We start from the raw sequence: 22,747 nt of genomic DNA, 5'->3' as shown, positions 1-22,747 counted from the left end.
AATAAAATGGGGGTATAGGTTAAATTGTGATTGCTTTGATTGCAATTTTCTGATTTACTTTGGCTATATCCGCATTTTTAAATCTATGAGATTATTATCAGGTATACTGCTTATTCTAACATACGTATTAAACATCAGTACCGCGTCGGCGCAAAACGGAGATCAGATACTGGATGGCTTAGGTGAAACCGACATGATTGCGCGTTATATTTTTAACGGTGACGTTAAAGATTGGTCGCGCAATAATTTGCATGGTAAATTACAAGGAAGAGCAGAGTTTGTTAATGACAACCGTTTTGGCAAAGTGCTATCGTTATCTGGCAGCCAATCCTATGTTTCCTTGCCGCCGGAGGCATTGACTGATTTAGAATCCATCAGTATTACAGGCTGGATATTTTTACGTTCCGACCAACCGGGGCAGTATCTTTTTGATTTTGGTAAAACTGCCGATAATCATTTTTTTGTGGCTCCCGCCGGTGTGGCGGCTCAGAGTGGTTTCACTGCGATTATTACATCAGGTAAAACTAAAACCAAACCTGTATCACGGGCTATTAAAACTAATAATTGGGTGCACGTGGCTGTAGTGGTTGATATTCCTTCGCAAATGATTACCACTTACGCCGACGGAAAGCTGATAGGCGAGAGCCGTAATGTACCTAAAGAACTTGAATCTGTTTTTGGGACGCAGCAAGTAAAAAAAACGCTTTTTATCGGTAGATCATTGTCTGCAGGTAATATTTATTTAAACGCATTGTTGCACGATCTCCGTATTTACCGTGTGCCACTTAGCATGAGGCAGGTAACACGCATCTATAACGGTGTAAAAAGTAATGGTGCGGTAAATGTAACTGATAGGGCTGATGATGAAATGCCGGGTTTTACTCAAACCAATGCGCAATTATATAATGCCTACTTAGCCAAAGTTAGCAATGTGAAGGTTGAAACAGAAGTAGGCTCGCTGCCCCGTTTGCCGGCTTATGTTGATGGAGTTTATCAAAACGGATTACCGGGGCCTAAGGTGCGTGTACTTTGGCCGGTTGCTGCCAATAATAATGATGTGCAAGAGCCGCGTACTTACAAGGTAAAAGGGCGTGTACCGGGTACAGCATTTGAGCCGGAGGCGGAAGTGAATGTAAAAAAAGCGGAAAAAGCGGTTACTCCGGCCTTGAAGCTTGAAACGTTTAAATTGAGCGAAGTTTCACTTAAAAATGATGAATACGGACATACAACCAAGTTTACCCAAAACCGGGATAAATTTGTGCAGACACTTGCCGAGACCGATCCAAATTCATTTTTATACATGTTTCGCGAAGCATTCGGGCAAAAACAACCGGCAGGAGCCAAGCCATTAGGCGTTTGGGATAGCCAGGATACCAAATTGCGCGGGCATGCCACCGGGCATTATTTAACAGCTATAGCGCAAGCATATGCGGGTACTGGTTACGATAAGGTGTTGCAGGCGAAGTTTGCCAGCAAGATGGATTATATGGTGAACGTGCTTTACAGCTTATCGCAGTTGTCAGGTAAACCCGTGAGGGCAGGCGGGGCCCATGTAGCGGATCCTACCATGGTGCCTTTTGGTCCGGGAAAATCGGCCTACGATTCTGATCTTACTACAGAAGGCTTGCGTACAGATTACTGGAACTGGGGTACGGGCTTTATCAGCGCTTACCCGCCCGATCAGTTTATTATGCTGGAGCTTGGTGCCAAATATGGTGGGCAGAAAACCCAGATATGGGCGCCATATTACACCCTGCATAAAATAATGGCCGGCCTTTTAGATGTTTATGAGGTAAGCGGCAATAAAAAGGCGCTATCAATAGCAACCGGTATGGGCAATTGGGTACATGCACGTCTAAGCAAGTTACCGCAGGACACCCTGATTAAAATGTGGAATACATATATTGCCGGTGAGTTTGGTGGTATGAACGAGGTGATGGCCCGCCTTTATCGCGTTACCGGCAACGACGATTATTTGAAAACAGCCCAGCTATTTGATAACATCCGGGTGTTTTTTGGTGATAAGCAGCATTCAAGCGGATTGGCTAAGAATGTCGATCTGTTTCGCGGGTTGCATGCCAACCAGCACATTCCGCAAATTATAGGCAGTATCGAGACTTACCGGGCATCCAACAATTCGGAATATTACAAAATAGCTGATAACTTTTGGCATAAAGCCGTTACTGATTACATGTATAGTATTGGCGGTGTAGCAGGCGCCCGAAATCCTGCCAATGCCGAATGTTTTATAGCTCAACCCGGCACCTTATATCAGAATGGCTTTTCTGCAGGCGGCCAAAATGAAACCTGTGCTACCTACAATATGCTTAAACTAACCAGCGATCTGTTTCGCTACGATCAGCAGGCGGAATATATGGATTATTACGAGCGAGCGTTGTACAACCATATTTTGGCTTCAGTAGCAGAAAATAGTCCGGCAAATACTTACCACGTGCCGCTACGCCCCGGTTCGGTAAAGCAATTCAGCAATGGAGACATGACCGGTTTTACCTGCTGTAACGGTACTGCACTCGAGAGCAGCACCAAGCTTCAGAATACGATATACTTTAAAAGTAAAGACAACAAGGCGCTATATGTTAACCTGTATGTACCTTCAACTTTAAAGTGGACGGAGCGTAAACTGGTGATAGAACAGGAAACAAGCTTCCCCGAAGAAGATCATACACGTTTGACTGTTAAGGGTAATGGTAAATTTGACTTATACGTTCGCATACCCGGCTGGGCAACAAAAGGCTTTTTTGTAAAAATTAACGGGCAGCAGCAAAATATTTCGGCTACGCAGGGAAGCTACCTGAAACTAACCCGGAACTGGAAAAGTGGCGATGTTGTAGAACTTAAAATGCCTTTCCAATTTCACCTTGACCCTGTAATGGATCAGCAGAATATAGCAAGTTTATTTTACGGGCCGATATTGCTTGCCGCTCAGGAACCTGCCGCAAGAAAAGACTGGCGTACCATAACGCTATCCGCTGATGATTTAGGTAAATCAATCAAAGGCGATCCTAAGCAGTTAGAGTTTACTATTGATAGCGTGATGTTTAAGCCTTTTTATAATTCTTATGGTCGCCACTCGGTGTATCTGGATGTTCAATTGAAGAAATAATCATTAAAATATAATGGATTTTTGAATGATCGGATACAGCAATATTGAATAAAGAAATAATCCCACCTGCCATTTAAGGCAGATGGGATTATTATTAGTATTAAGGGGCGTTATTTTAAAAGTTTCTCCATACCAAATGCTGTTAACACCTTTTCAAATTCAATCTGAACGGCGTCATTAGCTCTTTTTGTAATTTCGCCGGTCGATGGGTCGACTACGGTTCTCAAAGGACGCTGGCCTTTCGGTAAATTAATTAAATGTACTATTGCGTTTGCTACATCCTGCGGATCTGGTTTTGCTGTTTCAATTATTTGCCCGATAGCGCCAATCAGCTTACCCGGAATTTCAGCAATTACTTGGTATTCTTCTGCAACCAAGGAATCGGAACCGGCCCAAACCTTTTGCGACATTTCGGTAGGGAAAGTTCCGGGCTGTATGATGGCTACATCCACGCCCAGTAGTTTTACTTCGTAATGCAAACCCTCACTTAAACCTTCCAATGCAAATTTTGATGCGGCGTAGGCAACCGTAAACGGAGCCGCGAATCTGCCCCAGCCGCTTGAAACGTTAATGATCAAACCTTCAGCTTGCTTGCGCATATAGGGTAACGCCAGCTTCATCAGTCGCCATGGCGCGGTTACATTAATATCAAGCATTCGCTGTAAATCTCCGGTAGTGGCGCCTTCTAATACACCAAACATCACGGCACCTGCGTTATTTACCAGTACATCAATAGTTCCTTCCCTTGCAATTATCGTGTCAAAGGCTTTCCGCACGCTTGTATCATCAGTAAGTGATACATCCAGTACAGTGATGTTATCTATAGCGGCTAAAGCTTTCGCCTGCGCGGCGTTCCTGCCTTCAGTGTCTCTGATGGTGGCATAAACTTTATGTCCTAAAGCGGCCACCGCTTTGGCGGTTAGCCATCCAAAGCCACTGTTTGTTCCGGTTATCAAAACTACTTTTTTGCTCATTTTCTTGTTATTTAATTAATGATACAAAGTTTGCATTTGATGAAATGAATGCATTTACCATTTGGTAAAAAGCAGCGTTACCGTATGTTTTTTCTGATCCTGCTTAACGACTGCTGCGTGATACCCAGGTAGGAGGCAATGTGTGAAAGCGGCACCCGGCTGAGGAGGCCGGGAAACTGATGTATAAATGATAGATAACGCGTAGTGGCATCTTCAGACACCAACGGGCTGCGCCTTTCAATGGTCTTCAATAAACAATTCTTCAAAATCAGGCCGGTTATGGTATCCCATCCTACAATTGTATTGCTTATTTCGTCCCAATCCTTTTTAGAGAAGATGATGAACTCGCAATCGGTAACAGCTTGAATATACTCTGAAGCTACTACCTGTGCCTCAAACCGCTGCTGATCTGAAACAAAATTATTTTCATCAATAAATGAATGGGTAATTTCCTCACCTTTATTATTGTAGTAGCAAAACCGAACCACGCCTTTCAGGATGAACCCTACATAACGCGGAATTTTTCCGGCTTCAGAAAAATACTCTTCTTTTTTTAGTACAAGTTTTTTTGTTTTGCCAACGATAAAATCTATTTGTTGCGTGTTTAAGTTGCCGAACTGTAAAATATAGTTAACGAACTCTTTCATGCAATGAATTTCGTTATAAATCTGTTAAATCTATTTACCATTTGGTAAAAAGTAAGGTTATATAATAGCGGCTTTCAGAATACTAAATAGTTAAATATCTCAGCATAAACAATAAAAAATACTACCATTCCTATAGATTTAATTGTATTTTTAAATTAAGTGTTTATATTTGCGCTGTATTAAGTTACAAACAGCAGTATTTAACCACAAATAATCACATCATGAAGACACGCTACTACAACTACAGCATTCACCGCATCGCATCCGCTGCGCGATGTTGTTGTTGCTGTGAGCTGTGCGTGTAATCTGCACAATCAGGCCCGGCACAGCTACCTAACTATCCATATCATCCGGGTACCGTCTTTTTACATACATCCAAATATCCCTATTTGTTAATGATGGGTAGGGCATGCTTTGCCGTGTCTGAACCACAAAATTCATCCATACATAAAAATGCAACAACGTTACTTAGCAATTAGTAATCAAACTGAACGTGAATATTGGTCGGGTAGCACCCGATATCTACAATATGCGTTAAACATACTTTTCGCTTTAATTATTTTTATTCCATTGTTGGGCGTTGCTCAAAACCAGCCGCCAACCATTAATTCAAAACTTAACGGACAAGTCCTGGACTCTAAAACCCGAGAACCACTACCCGGAGCATCGGTACAGATAAAAGGAACTACTCACCAGGTGGTTACCGACGGTAATGGTAAATTTACCTTCACTACCGGCCAAAAATTCCCGTACACCTTAATCATCACCTACATAGGTTATGAAAAACAGGAGCTGGATGCGACCGGCGAAAACATAACCATCAATTTAAAAGCGCTTACCAATGAGCTTAACGAAGTTATGGTGGTGGCCTATGGCACGCAAGAGAAACGTAACCTGATCGGCTCGGTAACTAAAGCCAAGCTGGATGACGTAAAGGCTTTACCGGGCGGTAGCTTTGAATCGCAACTCCAGGGTAAAGTAGCCGGTGTGCAGATAAGCACCAATACCGGCGTCCCCGGCGAAACTATTAATGTGAGGCTGCGTGGCGCCACCAGTATTTATGGCAACAATAACCCATTGTATGTAATTGACGGGGTGTTTATTGAGAATAGCAGCTTGCAAACTTACAGTACCGGCGGTAAAGCTACCTCGCCGATTGCTGATATAAACCCCAACGATATTGAGAGCATATCGGTATTGAAAGATGCCGAAGCTACCGTATTATATGGCGTTCGCGGAGCAAATGGCGCTATCATTGTTACTACCAAACGTGGTAAGTTCAATCAGAAGCCAAAGGTTGATTTAAATGTAACGCAGGGATGGTCAAAAGCGGCGAAGCTTTGGGAGCTTGCTACCGGGCAGCAACATGCAGAGCTGGTGAATGAAAACTTTATAAACACGGGCGGCGATCCGGCTAAAGTACCGTTTCAACCGGCTACGGCCGCGTTTCCTAATGGCCGTGGCAACCCGCAGGATCAGCAAACTTACGACCGCCTGAGCCAGGTGTTCCGCACGGCGAGGCTGCAAAATTATGATGTGTCGGTAAGCGGTGGTAACAACGGATCACGCTATTATTTTGGTGCCGGATACAACAAGCAGGAATCCATATTGCGCCCGATAGATTTTGACCGTGCCAGCTTTAAAGCCAATTTCGATCAAAAATTAAGTGATAAAGTCACCATTGGTACGAGCAATACCTTTGCCCGCACTTTTCGTAATGAAGGCAGGGCAGGCGACGGCCCGGCAGGAGGTATATTGCAGGCCGCGTTACATACACCAACCTACTTATCCCCCTATAATGAGCAGGGCGTGTTGGTTGGCCGTGCCGGTTTTGATAACGTACAGCTATTGTTAGATAATTATGATGTAAACTCAACCAGTTTACGTTATATAGGCAATGTATATGGCGAGTGGGATATATTACCTAACCTGAAATTTCGCTCAAGTTTTGGGGCCGACTACAACAACTACGATGAATCAGAATACTGGAACACGTTTTTATTGGCCGGTTCACCAAGCGGATTGGCAACTTCGTCATTAGGGCGTCGCAGTTCGTTACTGAACGAGCAAACGCTTACCTATCGTAAAAAGATAAATGATAAGCACTCGTTCGGCGTGTTAATAGGTAATACGCTGCAAAGCACCGTTTACAGCCGCACTTTTGCGCAAGGAACAGGCTTCGCCAATAACTCTTATAAGCTGATCTCATCAGCGGCGGTTAGGATAGGTACTGAAGATTGGTCTAAACGTAACCTGGCATCTTTTTTTGCAAAGGTTGATTATAATTTTGCCGGTAAGTATTTGTTTGATGCCAGCATCCGTGCGGACGGTTCATCTGCTTTTGGCGATAATAAAAAATGGGGCTACTTCCCCGGCGTAGGCGCGGCGTGGAACGTTAAGGAAGAGGATTTTCTGAAGGATGTAAGCTTTCTTACCGATTTGAAGATCCGTACCAGCTATGGTATCACCGGTAATCAAAACGGTGCGGGCGATTTTGCCTCATTGGGCCTATGGGCAAGTAACTCACCATACCAGGGCACTCCGGGTACTGCGCCTCTGCAAATCGCTAATCCGGATTTACACTGGGAGCGCACATCGCAGTTTAATGTAGGTCTCGACGCGGCGTTCTTTAACAACCGCTTAGCCGTTGAGTTCAACTATTATCGTAAGTATACTTCTGACGGTATTATACTCACACCTCTTGCTGCAACACAGGGCTTGCCGAGCTATTATACCAATGGCCTGGAGGTGAGTAACAAAGGTTTTGAGCTGGCCATTACGTCAACCAACATCAAAACAAAGGATTTTACCTGGACAACCAGCCTGAACGTGTCTCGCAACATAAACAAAATTGAAAAGCTTGATCGCCCCATACGTTTTGGTAGCCGCGACCTGATATTGCAACAAGAAGGCAGTCCGCTATATTCATTTTGGGTGTATAAAGAGTTAGGCGTTGACCCGCAAACAGGCAACGTAATTTATGAAGATTATAACGGCGATGGCAAAATAACCGCTGATGACCGCCAGATATTAGGTAGCATCTGGCCTAAATTCTTTGGAGGGTTTACTACAAACCTCAACTACAAATCCTTTGATTTGGGTGCATTACTGGCATTTTCATACGGTAACAAAGTATATAATCATAACCGCTTTTTTGGCGAAGCCGGTGGCGCGCGTGATGCTGCCCGTGTAATATTTGCCAGCAATGTTGACCGTTGGCAAAAGCCCGGCGACATAACCGATACACCTCGCCCGGATGGAATCAATAACAATAATTATAAAGATGGCGGCGGCCGCTGGTTAGAGAACGGTTCGTTTCTGCGCCTGCGTTCATTAACCTTAGGTTATACCTTACCCAAGGCTTTAACTGAAAAAGCAGGTATACAAAACCTGCGTATTTATGCCATTGGCGCTAACCTGTTTACAGTTACCAAGTATACCGGACTCGATCCGGAATCAAGCGCAAGCAGCGGGCAAAACGAGCAGGGCATCGATCTGGGTACCCCACCGCAACCGCGTTCTTTCCAATTAGGCGTAAACGTAACATTCTAAGCAATCATCATGAAAATCAAAACATATATTACTCTTTTTATCATATCGCTTTCGGCAGTCTCATGCCAGAAATACCTGGACGTTGAACCTCAGGCTTCTGTGCCTGACGATCAAACGATATTTGACAGGGCATCATCTCAAAGCGCGCTTAATGGCGTGTATTCGTCACTGGCTTCGGGCGGCTATTACAGTACTACGTTCCAATCCATTGGCTACCTTTCAGGTGATAATATTCAATGGACGGGTTCGCAATCGCAGGTTCAGGAACTGATCAATCATAATGTAAGCACGGGCAACGCTACTATAAGCGGCGCATGGGTTGCCATTTATCAAACTATTAACAGAGCAAATAATTTAATAGCCAAGGTACCCGAAGTACAGGATGCTGCATTTACCGAGACGGAGAGGAACCGTATTTTAGGGGAGGCGTACTTTATCCGTGGATTGGCCTATTTTGATTTGGCACGTACATGGGGTGGTGCACCTATTGTTACCAAACCAACTGTATTGGCAAGTGATAATATCGGCCTCGGCCGCAGGCCGGCCACTGAAGTTTACGCCCAGGCCCTAAACGACTTAAACACTGCCGAGCCATTGCTTACCGAAACAACCGACCGTTTTAAGGCAACACGCAAAACGGTATGGGCGTTAAAAGCCAGGTTTTATCTGTACCAAAAAGATTGGGCAAAAGCTGAAGAGTACGCTACCAAAGTTATAAGCGATACCAAAAACTACACTTTAGTTAGGCCTTACAGTGCGTTTTTCGCCAATGATGCCCGTGGTACACAGGAATCTGTTTTTGAAATATTTTATAGCGCTACCGAGTTAAATAGTCACCGCAATCAATGGCAGCCACAAACCAACGGCGGTACCCGCCAGTGGGCGCCTAATGATGCTTTTGTAGCATTGGTAAATAAAGCCGACTCGGGCGGTAACCGTAGCGTGCTGGTTGTTAAGGATAATCAAAACCGGTGGTATGGCAATCTTTATTATCGCAATCCGGCTACCGATCCAAGCTTTGTAATCCGGATTGCTGAATTGTACCTGATACGTGCCGAAGCACGGGCGCATCGGGGCTCGGCGGCTGATCTTGACGGCGCAAGAGCAGATCTGGATGCGGTTCGTGATCGTGCAGGCCTTGCCGCTACCACATCAACAACACAGGGTGCTATCTTATTATCTATAGAACAGGAGCGCCGCATTGAATTCGCGCTGGAGCCGCACCGTTGGTTTGATTTGGTACGTACGGGCCGCGCGCAGGCTGTGCTAAAAATTGCTGATCCAAGTAAATTATTGCTGCCGGTACCACAGGAGCAGATACAGATTGATCCATCATTACTGCCTAATAATCCTGGCTATTAACTAATTAATTGATACGTAGAAATGAGTACAGGTAATTTAAACAACGAACGTCATTGGACGTTAACCGAGCGGAATGTTTTTCGCTTTGTGTTGATCTACTTTCTGCTGCAGGCGCTGCCCATAAGTATTGGCTATTGGGCCAGGTTATTCTCTATAAATTGGTTTAGTCCGGATTACCAAGATATCTTTAACCTGACCCGCTTTTATCCGTCATTTTTTGGTGAAGACTCATTTGTAAACTGGTTGGTCATCGCCATAATCGCCTTAGCGGGCGCATTTGCATTAAAAAAACGCTTTGAAAAATTTACCGATGCGGACTACGATCGGTTGTATTACTGGTTGCGTGTAATTGTGCGCTACCGCCTGGCCATTGCTGTTATTGGGTACGGAATCATCAAGGTTTGGCCGTTGCAGGCACCGTTTCCATCTATCAGCAACCTCAACACCAGTTATGGAGATTTTAATAATTGGAAAGTATTTTCCCTGAGCCTTGGCGTAGTGCCATCGTACGAAACTTTTTTGGGCTTGTTTGAAGTGCTGGCCGGTTTGCTGTTATTCTTCAGGCGAACTGCCTCAATCGGCGCCATTATTATATTGGTATTTACGGGTAACGTTTTTATATCAAACCTGGCTTACGAAGGTGGGGAATACGTTTACAGCTTTTATATCCTCTCATTTGCCTTATTTGTATTGGCGCAGGATGCCTTGCGCATACACCGTTTAATAGCGCTTGAGCAACCTACAAGCCCGGTGCATTTTAAACCGCATTTTGCAGGCAAGCTGGCCACTGTAAGGGTGGTTTCAAAAATACTGGTTGTGCTGCTTTTTGTGGTAATCTATGGTTTTAAGGCGTCGGACGGCTATAAAAACGATCCCTATCAATTTCCGAAATCAACAGGCCTGAGCAATAGCGCCGGGTTTTATAACGTACGTGAGTTTAGGCTTAACCAAAAGGAGCATCCATATTCAGCAACCGACCCGGTACGCTGGCGTGATGTGGTTTTTGAAAAGTGGGCTACTATCAGTATACGCTCAAACAGGCCGGTGGTGCTGCAAACGTCCAACTACGAGCGTACCAGCCGGAATGATGACGAGCGGGACTACGAGCTGGCGGGCTCCGGCGGTAGGCATTATTACAGTTATACAGTAGATACGGTTCAGCACCTGTTGCACTTGCAAAACAAAAACCGCCATTATGCAGGGGAGAAGCTGACGTTAAATTATAGCTGGTTGAGTGATAGCACACTCGCATTATCAGGCCGCGCAACAAATCAGGACTCAATTTATGTAGTGCTGGACAGGGTATCCAAAAAGTACCTGTTATTGCAGGACCGGAGAGAAAAAATTAAACTTTAAACACACAAACCGATGTCTGTTTTAGAAGAACAAGTCGCCGTTGCCGAGCAGCCGGCCAAACCTAAAGTAACTGCCGGGGTACGCAAACCCTGGTCGCCGTTAAAAAGATTCGCTTTTCGTATAGCCTTCATATTTTTCGTACTGCTGTCAATCCCTACGGATGGCCGCTGGTATGTAAATGCGCTCACTATCGACTGGCTGCATCCACACTATCGTGATATTTATGACATAGCCCGGTTTTCGCCCAATTACAGTCAGTTTTTTGGAGAGAAACGTGGGTATGAAAACATCACACAGTCACAGTCGGACACGGTGAATACCAAGGCGTTCAGTGCCAAAAAGGCGCAAGCGAAATCCGCCGAAACTGAAGATCGCACCTTTTTATCTGATTACAAAGAGTGGGGCTATGCCTTATTAATAGCCGTAGCCGGTTCCCTCATTTGGACAGCGCTAGACCGTAAGCGTAAAGAGTATCACATTCTTTACTATTGGTTGCGCGTTATTGTGCGCTACCGTGCAGGTATAGGTATAATAGGGTTCGGGTTTACCAAGCTTTTCCCTACACAAATGCCATACCCTTCATTGGGCTTATTAAATACCGATTTCGGCGACTTTACTACACAGAAGATCTATTGGTTATCGGTTGGTATTGTACCCTGGTACCAGGTATTTGGCGGCATAGTAGAGGTAGCAGCCGGCGCTATGCTTTTCTTCAGAAAAACAACTACTTACGGCGCATTATTGCTTGCAGCCGCGTTATTTGATATCACTTTTGTGAATTATGCATACGATGGCGGTGTACACGTTTACGCGTTTTACTTTGTTTTATTAGCCGGGTTCATTTTTGCGGATGACGTGCCCAACCTATATCGCCTGCTGATCAAAGAAAAAACCACGGTACCGGTCAGGTATTATCCTGATCTTTCAAGAGGTTTTGGCAGATATGCGCGCATTGGCTTAAAGACTTTAACATTCGTTATCTTTTTTGGTGTTCTTACTTATACCGAGGTTATCAATTTTAAATATGATCCGTACAAGCAGCCATCAACAGCGGGCGTAAAAACTTTGCGGGGTAATTACCACGTAACCGAATTCAGGATCAACAATAAAGTAATTCCATACTCACCGCTTGATACCCTGCGCTGGCAGCAAGCCACTTTTGAGAACTGGACAACTTTAACCTACAAGGTAAATAAACCGGCCTGGCTTGATCTGTCAAACGGTGGCGGAAGCCCGATGAGAGACATTCAACGCACATTTGAAATTACCGGCACCGCCGGTGGACAGCGTGCCTTCCATTATTATGCCGATACGGTTGATCATGTGCTATATCTGCAAAACAAGAACACCGCCGGTAACCGCCGTCGCCGTCAAGGTGGTGCGCAGGCTGAAAAGGAAAAACACTCAGCTAAAAAGGAAAAAGCGGATAACTGGATCAGTAACGCTGCACTGGCACGTATTGGTAACGAGCGCGATATGATTGATAAAAAAGCGTGGTCAACACGCCGCGACCGGGAATTTGCCGAGAAAGTAAAAGAGCCAAAACGCGAACGCATGGTGCTGCGCTATCAAACCAAGGACGGCTCACGTGTAATATTGCAGGGCATAAATGAAAACCGCGATTCTATTTATGTAGTGCTTGATAGGTATGACCGTAAATACGCGCTGTCAAAAAGTACATTATCAGCAGGGAAATATTAAGTTGAAAGCGGATGCATAGTTGTATTGCAGGTATAAAAATGACATGGTTGCCGGTAGTAGCGGGTTTACTTTGGGTGTTTGTAACCGGTTTTATTGAGGATACTTATAGCACAGAGCCGGTTGCAACGCCATTAACCGATACAGTGCCATGGCCGACAACTTTTAACTTAGGCAGAGCTGCGACAGCAGCGGAAATAAAATCCTGGGATATTGATGTAAGTCCGAATGGGCGAGGGTTGCCTGCCGGGCAGGGAACAGCGATAACCGGTAAAATAGTTTATCAAACCAAGTGCGCTGCCTGCCACGGTAAAACCGGCGAAGCGGAAGCAGGTGTTAAATTACCTGCGCCCGTTTTAGTAAGTGATACCGTTTTTGTTGGCCGTAAGACTAACACCATCGGCAACTATTGGCCTTACGCCACTACAATTTTTGATTACGTACGCAGGGCGATGCCTTACCACGCGCCGCAGTCGTTAACCAACAACGAGGTTTACGCGGTAACCGCTTATTTGCTCAACGCAAACAGAATTGTAAAGGCAGATGCAGTTATTAATGCCAATACGCTACCACGAGTAGTAATGCCTGCACGCAAGTACTATGTTGATGACGACCGCAAAGGCGGCGCAGAGGTAAAATAATTTGTACCTGGATATTGATGAAACAGAACCACCAGCAAAACAGTAATACACCCACAAAGCTATCGCGGCGCAAAGTTTTAGGCGGGATGGCTGCGGCGGGTATATTGTATATTCAAACATCGCTGGGTAAAACCATACAACCGGTATTGCCTGCAAGTTGGCGAAAAAGCGATACCCCTGCTGATGACCTAATAACACCGGGACCGGGTCCGAGCAAGCTGGGTGGACGTTCACCTTATGAAAAACCGGTGCGCTTGCCATCTGACATATCATCGCGTACGCCGCTGCAGGATCTTTTAGGTACTATAACGCCATCCGATTTGCACTATGAACGGCATCATGCTGGTGTGCCTAATATCGACCCGGAAAAACATGAACTGCTGATACATGGTATGGTAAACAAACCGATGAAGTTTACCCTGCGCGACTTGAAACGTTTTCCATCGGTAACGCGAACTTGTTTTTTAGAGTGCTCAGGTAATTTCAGATCCGGCAAAGAAACCATGACCGCGCAGGAAATTTGCGGCCTTACCAGCCAAAGCGAGTGGACGGGGGTAATGCTATCAACGCTTTTTCGCGAGGTAGGCATCAAGCCTAAAGCAAATTGGTTTTTAGCAGAGGGTGCCGATGCTGCGTATTTAACCCGTAGTATACCTACCAGCAAGGGTTGGGATGATGCCATGATAGTGTATGGCCAAAACGGTGAAGCGATACGCCCCGAACAAGGATATCCAATAAGGTTACTGCTACCCGGTTGGGAAGGTAACATGAACGTGAAATGGCTGCGGCGTATCGAACTGTCAGACCAGCCTTTTATGACACGCGAGGAAACCAGCAAATACACTTATGCTGTAAAAGATAAGATACGCCAGTTCAGTTTTGAAATGGATGCGCGTTCTATCATCACTTCGCCCTCATACCCGGCAAAAGTTGAACCCGGATGGAACGAGATACGGGGCTTGGCCTGGACAGGTAGGGGGAAGGTAACGAAAGTTGAAGTTACCATCGATGCAGGCCGTACGTGGCAGCTTGCGCAATTACAGGAGCCGGTGCTATCAAAAGCGCATACGTATTTCAGGCTATTGTGGTATTGGGATGGTAGCGTTACTGAAATTGCCAGCCGCGTAACTGACGAAACCGGTTATACCCAGCCAACGTTAAAGCAACTGGTTGACTATCGCGGCGCCGACATGGGCGGCTATCATTTAAATCCTATAACTTCATGGCTTATAAAAAGGGACGGATCTGTACTTTTTAAGCCCGAAAGCCGGAAATAACAATATATTGAAATCTGAAAATTATAACCACCAAAATTACTATGAATAAAAGCATTTTAACTGAAGACTGGACCGTTGTATTACTTGGTTTTATTATTATCATACTCTCTTTATCAGGTATCCTGCTCTCAACTCCGGAATTTAGCTGGGCAACTGCCGAGGATTTGACGGGCAAAGTTTTAAGCGGTACTAATCTTTTAAATATATTAATTCAGTTAGTGTATGTGCTTGCTATAGCTGTCATCGGCGCCGGGCTTACCGGTAAATCTGTAGTTGGGGTGCTTAAAGTTTTTCCGGTTGTTTATTTACTCACTATAGTAGCATTGGTTATAGCGGGAAGCAGCCAGGCAAAAGCGCTTAACCTGGAGGCTGTTATCTTCAGCCTCATTATTGGTTTGCTGATAGGCAACCTGTTCAAACTGCCGCAATGGTTCAGGGAAGCTTTGGCTTCGGAGTTTTATGTAAAGGTTGGCCTGGTTTTGCTGGGTACCAGCATTATTTTTTCGGATATATTAAAAGCCGGTTCATTAGGTTTGATACAAGCTTTAATGGTTGTAGTGTCGGTATGGTATTTCTCCTACTGGGTATGTAAAAAGCTAAAGATAGATTCGGAATTAACCATGATGCTGTCCAGTGCAGTATCTATTTGCGGGGTATCGGCGGCCATTGCCACGTCGGGTGCCATAAAAGGCGATTCAAAGAAGTTGTCGCTTGTTATATCATTAGTATTGATAACGGCCGTACCCATGATGGTATTTATGCCATACCTGGCCAAAGTGATGGGTTTATCGCAGGAAGTTACGGGCGCATGGCTTGGTGGTAGTATTGATACCACAGGTGCGGTGGTAGCATCAGGCAGTTTGGTTGGTGAAACGGCGCTCAAAATAAGCTCTATAGTAAAGTTCTCTCAAAACGTGCTGTTAGGCATAGCGGCATTCGCCATCTCGGTTTACTGGACATACACTAAACATCCGTCGGCAGCTGACGGCGAGAGCAAGCCTACGCTTAAAGTTATATGGGAGCGCTTCCCTAAATTTGTTATTGGCTTCATTGCAGCATCGTTATTATTTTCTTTCGTTATCTCGCCGGAGCTGGCTACTGCGGTTAAAGCACCTTTAAAAAATCTGCAAGGGTTTTGGTTTGCATTGGCGTTTACCAGTATCGGCCTTGAAACCAACTTCCGCGACCTGCTTCATCGCGACAGTAAGAAACCCATTTATGCTTTTTTGATAGCCCAAAGTTTTAACGTGGTAATCACGTTGGTTATCGCTTACCTGTTATTTTAAAACGCTGTTTATGCTGTTGAGGCAGATGGCGAGTAATCCAGGCTTTATTTATTATTACTCCGAAACGTCGATAAACTTAATATCCATTATGCTTTTCTCAAAATCAGGCCCTTGGATAAGTGCTTTAGCCTTTACTCTGATCTTATAGGTATATATGGTGCTCTCGCTATAACCTAAAATTTTTGCGACTGTAGGCAATTCATGTATTCCCAGCCTCATCAACGCAAATATCCGCAGGGTGGGGTTGAGTGCCTCGCCCCGTTTTGGCCATATCTGGTCTTCCGGGCTTAGCAATAAATTAAAGGAACTGATAAAATTGGGAAATATCTTTAAAAATGCGTTATCGAGCGTTTCGTACAAGTGTTCTTTTTCGCGGTCAATATGCACATCATCCAACAGTGGCTTTATTTCATTAAATTTACCAAGCTTAACGCTATGCAGAATTTTACGCTTGGCTCTATCCAGTGTGTCTATGTAAGTAGAACATGTTTTTAAGAACAGTCCAATGAGTTCTTCCTTAATGCGTGATGATTCCCACAACTTTTCATTAACCTGTTTTAGTTCGATGTTTTGATCGGTTATAGTTTTTTCGTTAGCCTTGATGCGCAATAATTGCGTGCGGTAAATAACAAGTGTGAAAAATAATACCAGCGCTATTATAAAAATCACTAACAATACAATTACAAAGCGGTCTTTCTCGTACTGTTTTTCAGCCAGCAGTTTGTTGGCAACAGCCGGTAGTAGCGATTCTATCTGTACTTCACGATTACGCGCGCCGTAAAACTTAGCATTCTTTACAGCCTCTTGCATAAACAGGTAAGCCTCACTGGTGCGGTTTTGCCGGTATAGTTCTTTGCCGAGTAAAAATATAGCCAATGTTTCCTTCGTGGCCGATCGCAAATCATTAATGGCAGCGAGCGCTAAAAAGAAAACCTTATTGTTGCCATGATACGCAAAACTCAAACGTGTTGAGGACATAGCAATACCGTGCTCGCTTAGTTTGTGGCTTGTTAAATATTGATAGTAAAACTGAGGGGTAAGCTTTTTATCGCGTTTTGAATCAGGTAAATAGGCATCTGTTATGGTTTGTTCAAATTCTGTAGAAGCCACCGTTATTTCAGCATGTTTTAAATCCTGTTTTGATTGTTTTTGATACAGCCGGGTAAAATAACCGTCGTTATTATATTCGGCAATGCCTGAATAAAGCCTGCCACGTAGTATTAAATAATCAGATCTCAAGGCAACGGATAATTTTTCCGGATCGAGTTTTTCTACTACATCAAAAGCCTCTTTGTAAAGCCCCGAATTCAATAATATGGTTCCAAGTAAAATCCTGCTTTTCGTTTCCTTAGTATAGTTGTTCGATTCGCGGGCAATGTCAATCATCTTGTTGGCATATACAAACGCCGAGTCGAATTTATAAGCCCTGTAACAATCAAAAATTTGGTTACATAAGTTGTAACGAATAGCAGCATTGTGATTTTGCTTTTTCTCTAATCTGCTTTTTAATTGCTTGATGGTATTTTCTTTTTTTGCATCATAAATACTTTTTCGCGTAAGTTCTTTTTTCAAAACGGTAAGCATACTATCCGCATTAATATTCTGCGCTATGCAGTTGGAAGTAAATACTACCAACGTTATAAATAAGAGGTAATGGTGTTTAGTCATAACTGGTTATTCAAATCTATAAAAGCAAGCGATAGTCTTTATATGATTTTTGTCACAAATTAATTTTCAGTTAAGTTGCTTTTCGGCGCTAAAAAGTAAAATCGATTTATCGTTTTACAAAGTGTTTTTTGTAGAAATGACTTAGATTTTTAGGGGTTTACCTAAAGTTAAATTTCTGATTATTAAATCCTTAAAATTTTTTAACTCTGGATTTTTTAATTGCGTAGCACTTCGCATATACAAACCGCCTGCAATACCTACTTAATTTGTCGTGACGTAAAGAGTGTTCCACTCCGTTACATCAACTACCAGTTAATGCCGACTGCAGCGGTGTTAGCCAGCCTATAAAACCAATTTAAAAAACTATTTATGCGAGGAAAACTTTTACGATTTCTGGGCGTCTGCTTTTTGATGCTCATCGTCGGTTCGTCCGCCTTTGCCCAAAACAAGGTAGTTAGCGGAAAGGTAACCGATGCAACCACCGGCTCACCATTGCCCGGTGTAAGTATTTCAGCAACCGGTACAACGGTAGGTACTACCTCTGATGTTGAGGGCAATTACAAACTGAACGTGCCCGAAACGGCCAAAAGCCTCACCTTTAGCTTTATTGGCTATCAGTCAAAAAAGGTTGACCTGGCCGGGGCAACAACTATTAACGCCACGCTTTCACAATCAAACAGTACGCTTGAAGAAGTGGTGGTAGTTAGCGTTGGCTATGGTACGCTTGATAAAAAGGAAGTTTCAAGCGCTATAACGCATGTTTCAGGTAAGGATTTGTTGCCGGTTTCAGCTAATAACCCACTGATGTCATTACAAGGCAAAGTTGCTGGCTTAACCATAACTAACACTGCTAGCGGCGATCCTAACTCCTCACCAAATGTCCAATTGCGGGGTGCATCATCACGCAGCGCCGGGCTTGGGCCGTTGTATGTGATTAACGGTGTGCCGGGGGGCAATATTGATAACATCAACCAAAATGATATTGAAAGCATTGATGTGCTGAAAGGCGGTGCTGCTGCAGCCATATACGGTACGCGTGGCGGTAACGGTGTAATTATTATCACCACAAAAAAAGGCAGTTCGCAATCGCGTTTGTTTTACGATGGTTATGCCAGCTTTGATTATGTAACCAATCGTCTCGAAAACCTTTCGCCTGAGGAATTTGTGGAGAAGCGGGTAAAAGGTAATCAAGGCCAGGATTACGGTGCCCGTACCAATTGGCTTGATGAGGTAACCAACTCTCCGGCATTCAGCCAGAAGCATACGGTGCAGTTGTCGGGTGGTAGTTCACGCACCAGCTATTTTGCATCGGCCGATTACCGTAACGCGGATGGTATTGACCTTCGTGCTCACAAAAAAGAGTATGGTGCGCGTATCAACATCAGCCATGCTACTGAAGATAATACATTTGTTGCTACGCTAAGTGTAGCGCCACGTTATATGAACGTGAGCAATTCAGACCAAGGGAACTTCAACAACGCCCTTACGCTGAACCCGACCTACCCGATTTTTGACTCGACCGGCAGATACAATTACATCAATACCGGTTTCTTTTCAAACAATCCGGTTGAGAATGGTAAGATGATCAAATCTGACGCGGATATAAAAGAAATGGATATCAACGGCTCGTTAAAGTTCAATATCCTTAAAAATTTGAGTACGATGGTCACTATTTCTCAGATTAGCCGCTCGGCAAGGAATATGAATTTCAGGCCCTCAACTTTGTCAACTATCATTCATAACGGTAATACAACACAAACCAATTTTGCATCGCAGGAGCAGCAGGAGAATGATCAGAAGAACGTGGAGTGGACAGGTAATTATTCGCTCGACTTTAACAAACATCATTTAAAAGCTTTGGGTGGTTACGGGTACACGCTATACAATTACAAGCAATTTTACGCACAGAATTATGATTTTCCGTTCGATGTGTTTTTGTGGAACAATTTAGGTTCGGGCTTATATAACGGCGGCGCAGCGGGGCAAGGGCAATCGGCTGTTGGCTCTACTCAAAACGGGTCTACGCTGATCGCGTTCTTTGGCAGGGTGAATTATGATTTTGATAATCGTTACATACTTACGGCAAGCTTAAGGCATGAAGGTTCATCAAAATTTGGAGCTAACAACAAGTGGGGTAATTTCCCTGCGGTATCCGGTGCCTGGAGAATATCGGAGGAAGGCTTTTTTAAGGACGCATTGCCATGGGTTGACGAACTGAAGATACGTGCAGATTACGGTATAACCGGTAACCAGGATTTCGGTAATTACATCTCACTAATCTTATACGGCGGCGCGGGTTATTTCCCTTTTAACGGTACGCAATACCAGGTTTACGGCCCCTCTCAAAACGTTAATCGCGACTTAAAGTGGGAAAAAGCGATGAACTTTAACGCAGGTATTGATTTTTCCATACTGCAAGATAGGTTAAGTGGCTCGGTTGACTATTACATACGCAGGAACGTTGACCTGTTGGGTAGCTACAATGTACCACTGCCGCCAAATTCGCAAACGCAAACCTTTGCTAACGTTGGCACCATGAAAAATTATGGTATAGAAGCAACGCTGAACGGCGCAGTTATTAAACAAAAGGATTTCAGCTATAACGCTACACTGGCAATTGCTTACAACCGAAATAAATTTATATCATTCTCTAACAACCTGTATCAGGGTGGAACTTTTCAGGATGTGGCCGGTTTACCGGCTCCGGGCTCGCCGGGCACTATTCAACGGTTAGAGGAAGGCCGTACTATAGGCGAATTCTATATGTTGAAATCGGCCGGTGTTAATGACCAGGGTGCGTTGCTTGTTTATAAAAAGGATGGCTCCGTCATCCCGGCTAACCAGGCTTCTGAAGATGATAAACAATATGTAGGTAACGGCTTGCCTAAATTAACCGCTTCAATGAATCACGGCGTGCGTTACAAGCGCTTTGATTTGAATGTGTTTTTACGCGGCGCCTTTGGTTATAAAATTTTTAATACGCCGGCATTCTATCTGGGTACCGCAGCCAGCCAAACCGATGCCAATGTGTTGAAATCGGCCTATGACCCAAGCAGCAAGTATTCTAAGTTAACAAGTCCGACAACGCAGTACAGAACTGCCGACTATTTCCTTGAATCGGGTTCGTTCGTTAAGATAGACAACGTATCAATGGGGTACACACAGCCCCTTAAAACCAAATACCTGAAATCAGTAAGGTTTTATGCGGCCGGGCGCAACCTCAAAACGTTTACCGGCTACACAGGCGGTGATCCGGACCTGGTACAGATCAACGGACTTACCCCGGGGGTAAATACATCGCTTAATTATTATCCATCAACATTACAGGTAATATTGGGCTTACAGGCTACTTTTTAATCTTGACAACATGAAAAATTATAAACTATATATAACCGGCATATTGCTCGGGGCAACCATCACCAATGGTTGTACCAAGCTTGATGAAACTGTATATGACCGCGTGGATGCTGACGGTTTCCTGACGCGTAGAGATGACGTTATCAGAGACTTTTTAAGGCCGTTTGAGCATGGCTACTGGAGCATTCAGGGTAATGATTACTATGCAGTAATTGAAAATAGCACGGATGAAATAGGAACCTATAACCGACAGGGCGACTGGCAGGATGGCGGCTACTACCAGCGTATGCATTACCATACCTGGACGCCGCAGGATGGATTTACAAACGGGGTGTGGAATAGTCTTTTCCAGGGTGTGGTACTTTCTACCAATTCATTGCAGGATATGGAAGGGATAACTGATCCGGGTAAGTTGAGTATTACGGCTGAGGAATTAGCTGACTTTAAATCAGAACTACGCACCTTGCGCGCATGGTTTAACCTGCGGGCGTTTGATTTTTACCGCAACATACCCATAGTTACCGATGTGAAAAGCGGAACGCAAGGCCTCTCGCAGTCAACGCCGCAGGAGACTTTTAATTTTATTGAGAAAGAACTGCTTGAGGCTATACCTGGCTTGCCAACCCGCGACCAATTGGGCGCAAAAGGAATTGGCCGGTGGACAAAAGCCGGTGCAGCGTCATTACTGGTAAGGCTTTACCTGAATGCCAAGGTATATATTGGCGTTGATAAATTTGCCGAGTGCGAAGCCGTTTGCAGGGATATTATCTCAGGCAAGTATGGCAGCTACCAGTTAGATACCCGCTGGGATGCACCTTTCGATTATACCAACACTTCACTTAATTCAGAAGTAATATACGGCTTCCCGGGCACCTTGGCCCGTACACATTGGCAGTATGATGGCGGCATGTTTTGGTGGGGGGTAACCTACGATGCGTCGTTATATTTTGGCTTTACCGATTTTGGGCAGGCTAACCCGCGGTTTGCACTGCAGCCCGGGCGCGATGTTGACAGCGTTGAGTACACCCATCAACTGGGAAAACCATTCATTAAATTCCAAAGGTACGCGGATGATGTGAGATTGAAAAAATATAAAAATTTGGGAGACAGTAAGCGCGAAGGTATGTTCCTGTATGGCTATCTTCCGTTTACCCGTACAGTTAATGGTAACCCGGTTGCTGATACTGTAAGGGGTAATAAAGGGCCATACGCCCTTTACATACGCGATCAGGTGGGCATGTTTTTGGGGGCAAAACCCGGCACCAAGATCGCCGACAAAGAGTCGAACATGAACCATGCCGACCATAACTCAGGTATTTTTATGGTGAAATACCCGATGTACCCAACGCCTGATCCGAATCGTATCACATCGGCCTATGCAGAAGTGCGTTTGTCAGAAATTTATTATTCGTTAGCCGAATGCCTGTACCGTAAGGGCGATAAAGCCGGGGCAGCATTACAGCTTAACCAGGTGAGGAAGCGTAATTTCCCTGACAACTCACCGAGCTTGTATACACTTGACGGAAGTAAGCTAACCGATCAGGAAATGCTGGACGAATGGGGAAGGGAATTTTTGGGCGAGAACCGCCGCCGTACCGACCTGATACGCTGGGGTGTTTTCAACACCGGTACATGGTGGGATAAAAAGCCAGATGGCGATGATCATACCATGATCTTCCCGATAGGGCAGCAGGTGCTGAACGTTAACCCGCAGATGAAACAAAACCCCGGATATTAACAAACCTAAACCAATAACAAAAGCCCGATCGGTTAAGATCGGGCTTTTGTTATTTAATGCATTTAAA

General features: G+C 44.5%; 13 protein-coding genes. 10 read left to right on the top strand and 3 right to left on the bottom strand.

Going from position 1 to position 22,747, the window contains the following annotated elements; translation table 11 throughout:
- Positions 1–85: 85 nt before the first annotated feature.
- A complete protein-coding gene (locus LT679_RS16200) occupies positions 86–3,124 on the top strand; it encodes a beta-L-arabinofuranosidase domain-containing protein (RefSeq protein ID WP_232178713.1) in 3,039 nt (1,012 codons plus the stop codon).
- A 110-nt stretch (positions 3,125–3,234) separates the two neighbouring features.
- On the opposite strand, the gene LT679_RS16195 is transcribed toward LT679_RS16200, so the two are convergent.
- Complete coding sequence (locus tag LT679_RS16195; RefSeq protein ID WP_232178712.1) at positions 3,235–4,098, bottom strand: SDR family oxidoreductase; 864 nt, start codon at positions 4,096–4,098, stop codon at positions 3,235–3,237.
- Between the two features lie 77 nt (positions 4,099–4,175).
- Complete coding sequence (locus LT679_RS16190; RefSeq protein ID WP_232178711.1) at positions 4,176–4,745, bottom strand: Crp/Fnr family transcriptional regulator; 570 nt, start codon at positions 4,743–4,745, stop codon at positions 4,176–4,178.
- 453 nt (positions 4,746–5,198) lie between these two features.
- Between LT679_RS16190 and LT679_RS16185 the strand changes: the two genes are divergently transcribed.
- From LT679_RS16185 to LT679_RS16155, 7 genes are read left to right on the top strand one after another with little or no spacing between them, the layout of a single operon-like run.
- On the top strand, positions 5,199–8,297 hold the full coding sequence (locus tag LT679_RS16185; protein WP_232178710.1) for a SusC/RagA family TonB-linked outer membrane protein: 3,099 nt from the start codon (positions 5,199–5,201) through the stop codon (positions 8,295–8,297).
- Positions 8,298–8,306: 9 nt separating this feature from the next.
- Positions 8,307–9,659, top strand: coding sequence for a RagB/SusD family nutrient uptake outer membrane protein (locus LT679_RS16180; RefSeq protein WP_232178709.1), 1,353 nt, complete (start codon positions 8,307–8,309; stop codon positions 9,657–9,659).
- Positions 9,660–9,680: 21 nt separating this feature from the next.
- Entirely contained in the window at positions 9,681–11,015 is a 1,335-nt protein-coding gene (locus LT679_RS16175) for a DoxX family protein (RefSeq protein WP_232178708.1), read from the top strand.
- Between the two features lie 12 nt (positions 11,016–11,027).
- On the top strand, positions 11,028–12,716 hold the full coding sequence (locus LT679_RS16170; RefSeq protein ID WP_232178707.1) for a hypothetical protein: 1,689 nt from the start codon (positions 11,028–11,030) through the stop codon (positions 12,714–12,716).
- Between the two features lie 38 nt (positions 12,717–12,754).
- Complete coding sequence (locus LT679_RS16165; RefSeq protein ID WP_232178706.1) at positions 12,755–13,354, top strand: c-type cytochrome; 600 nt, start codon at positions 12,755–12,757, stop codon at positions 13,352–13,354.
- A gap of 17 nt (positions 13,355–13,371) precedes the next feature.
- Complete coding sequence (gene soxC / locus LT679_RS16160) at positions 13,372–14,631, top strand: sulfite dehydrogenase (RefSeq protein ID WP_232178705.1); 1,260 nt, start codon at positions 13,372–13,374, stop codon at positions 14,629–14,631.
- Positions 14,632–14,672: 41 nt separating this feature from the next.
- Positions 14,673–15,917 (top strand): YeiH family protein, encoded by a 1,245-nt coding sequence (locus tag LT679_RS16155; protein ID WP_232178704.1) that lies wholly within the window; start codon positions 14,673–14,675, stop codon positions 15,915–15,917.
- Between the two features lie 54 nt (positions 15,918–15,971).
- Here LT679_RS16155 and LT679_RS16150 read toward each other — a convergent pair whose 3' ends face one another.
- Positions 15,972–17,585: a DUF6377 domain-containing protein gene (locus LT679_RS16150; RefSeq protein WP_232178703.1), complete on the bottom strand. Its 1,614-nt coding sequence runs from the start codon at positions 17,583–17,585 to the stop codon at positions 15,972–15,974.
- A gap of 369 nt (positions 17,586–17,954) precedes the next feature.
- Between LT679_RS16150 and LT679_RS16145 the strand changes: the two genes are divergently transcribed.
- Positions 17,955–20,942: a SusC/RagA family TonB-linked outer membrane protein gene (locus LT679_RS16145; RefSeq protein WP_232178702.1), complete on the top strand. Its 2,988-nt coding sequence runs from the start codon at positions 17,955–17,957 to the stop codon at positions 20,940–20,942.
- A 10-nt stretch (positions 20,943–20,952) separates the two neighbouring features.
- On the top strand, positions 20,953–22,680 hold the full coding sequence (locus tag LT679_RS16140) for a RagB/SusD family nutrient uptake outer membrane protein (RefSeq protein WP_232178701.1): 1,728 nt from the start codon (positions 20,953–20,955) through the stop codon (positions 22,678–22,680).
- The last annotated feature ends 67 nt before the right edge of the window (positions 22,681–22,747 follow it).

This window comes from Mucilaginibacter roseus, from assembly GCF_021215455.1.
GTDB classification, from domain to species: Bacteria; Bacteroidota; Bacteroidia; order Sphingobacteriales; family Sphingobacteriaceae; genus Mucilaginibacter; species Mucilaginibacter roseus.
The sequence above is the reverse complement of the archived record's forward strand: the minus strand, read 5'-3'. Positions and strand labels throughout refer to the sequence as shown.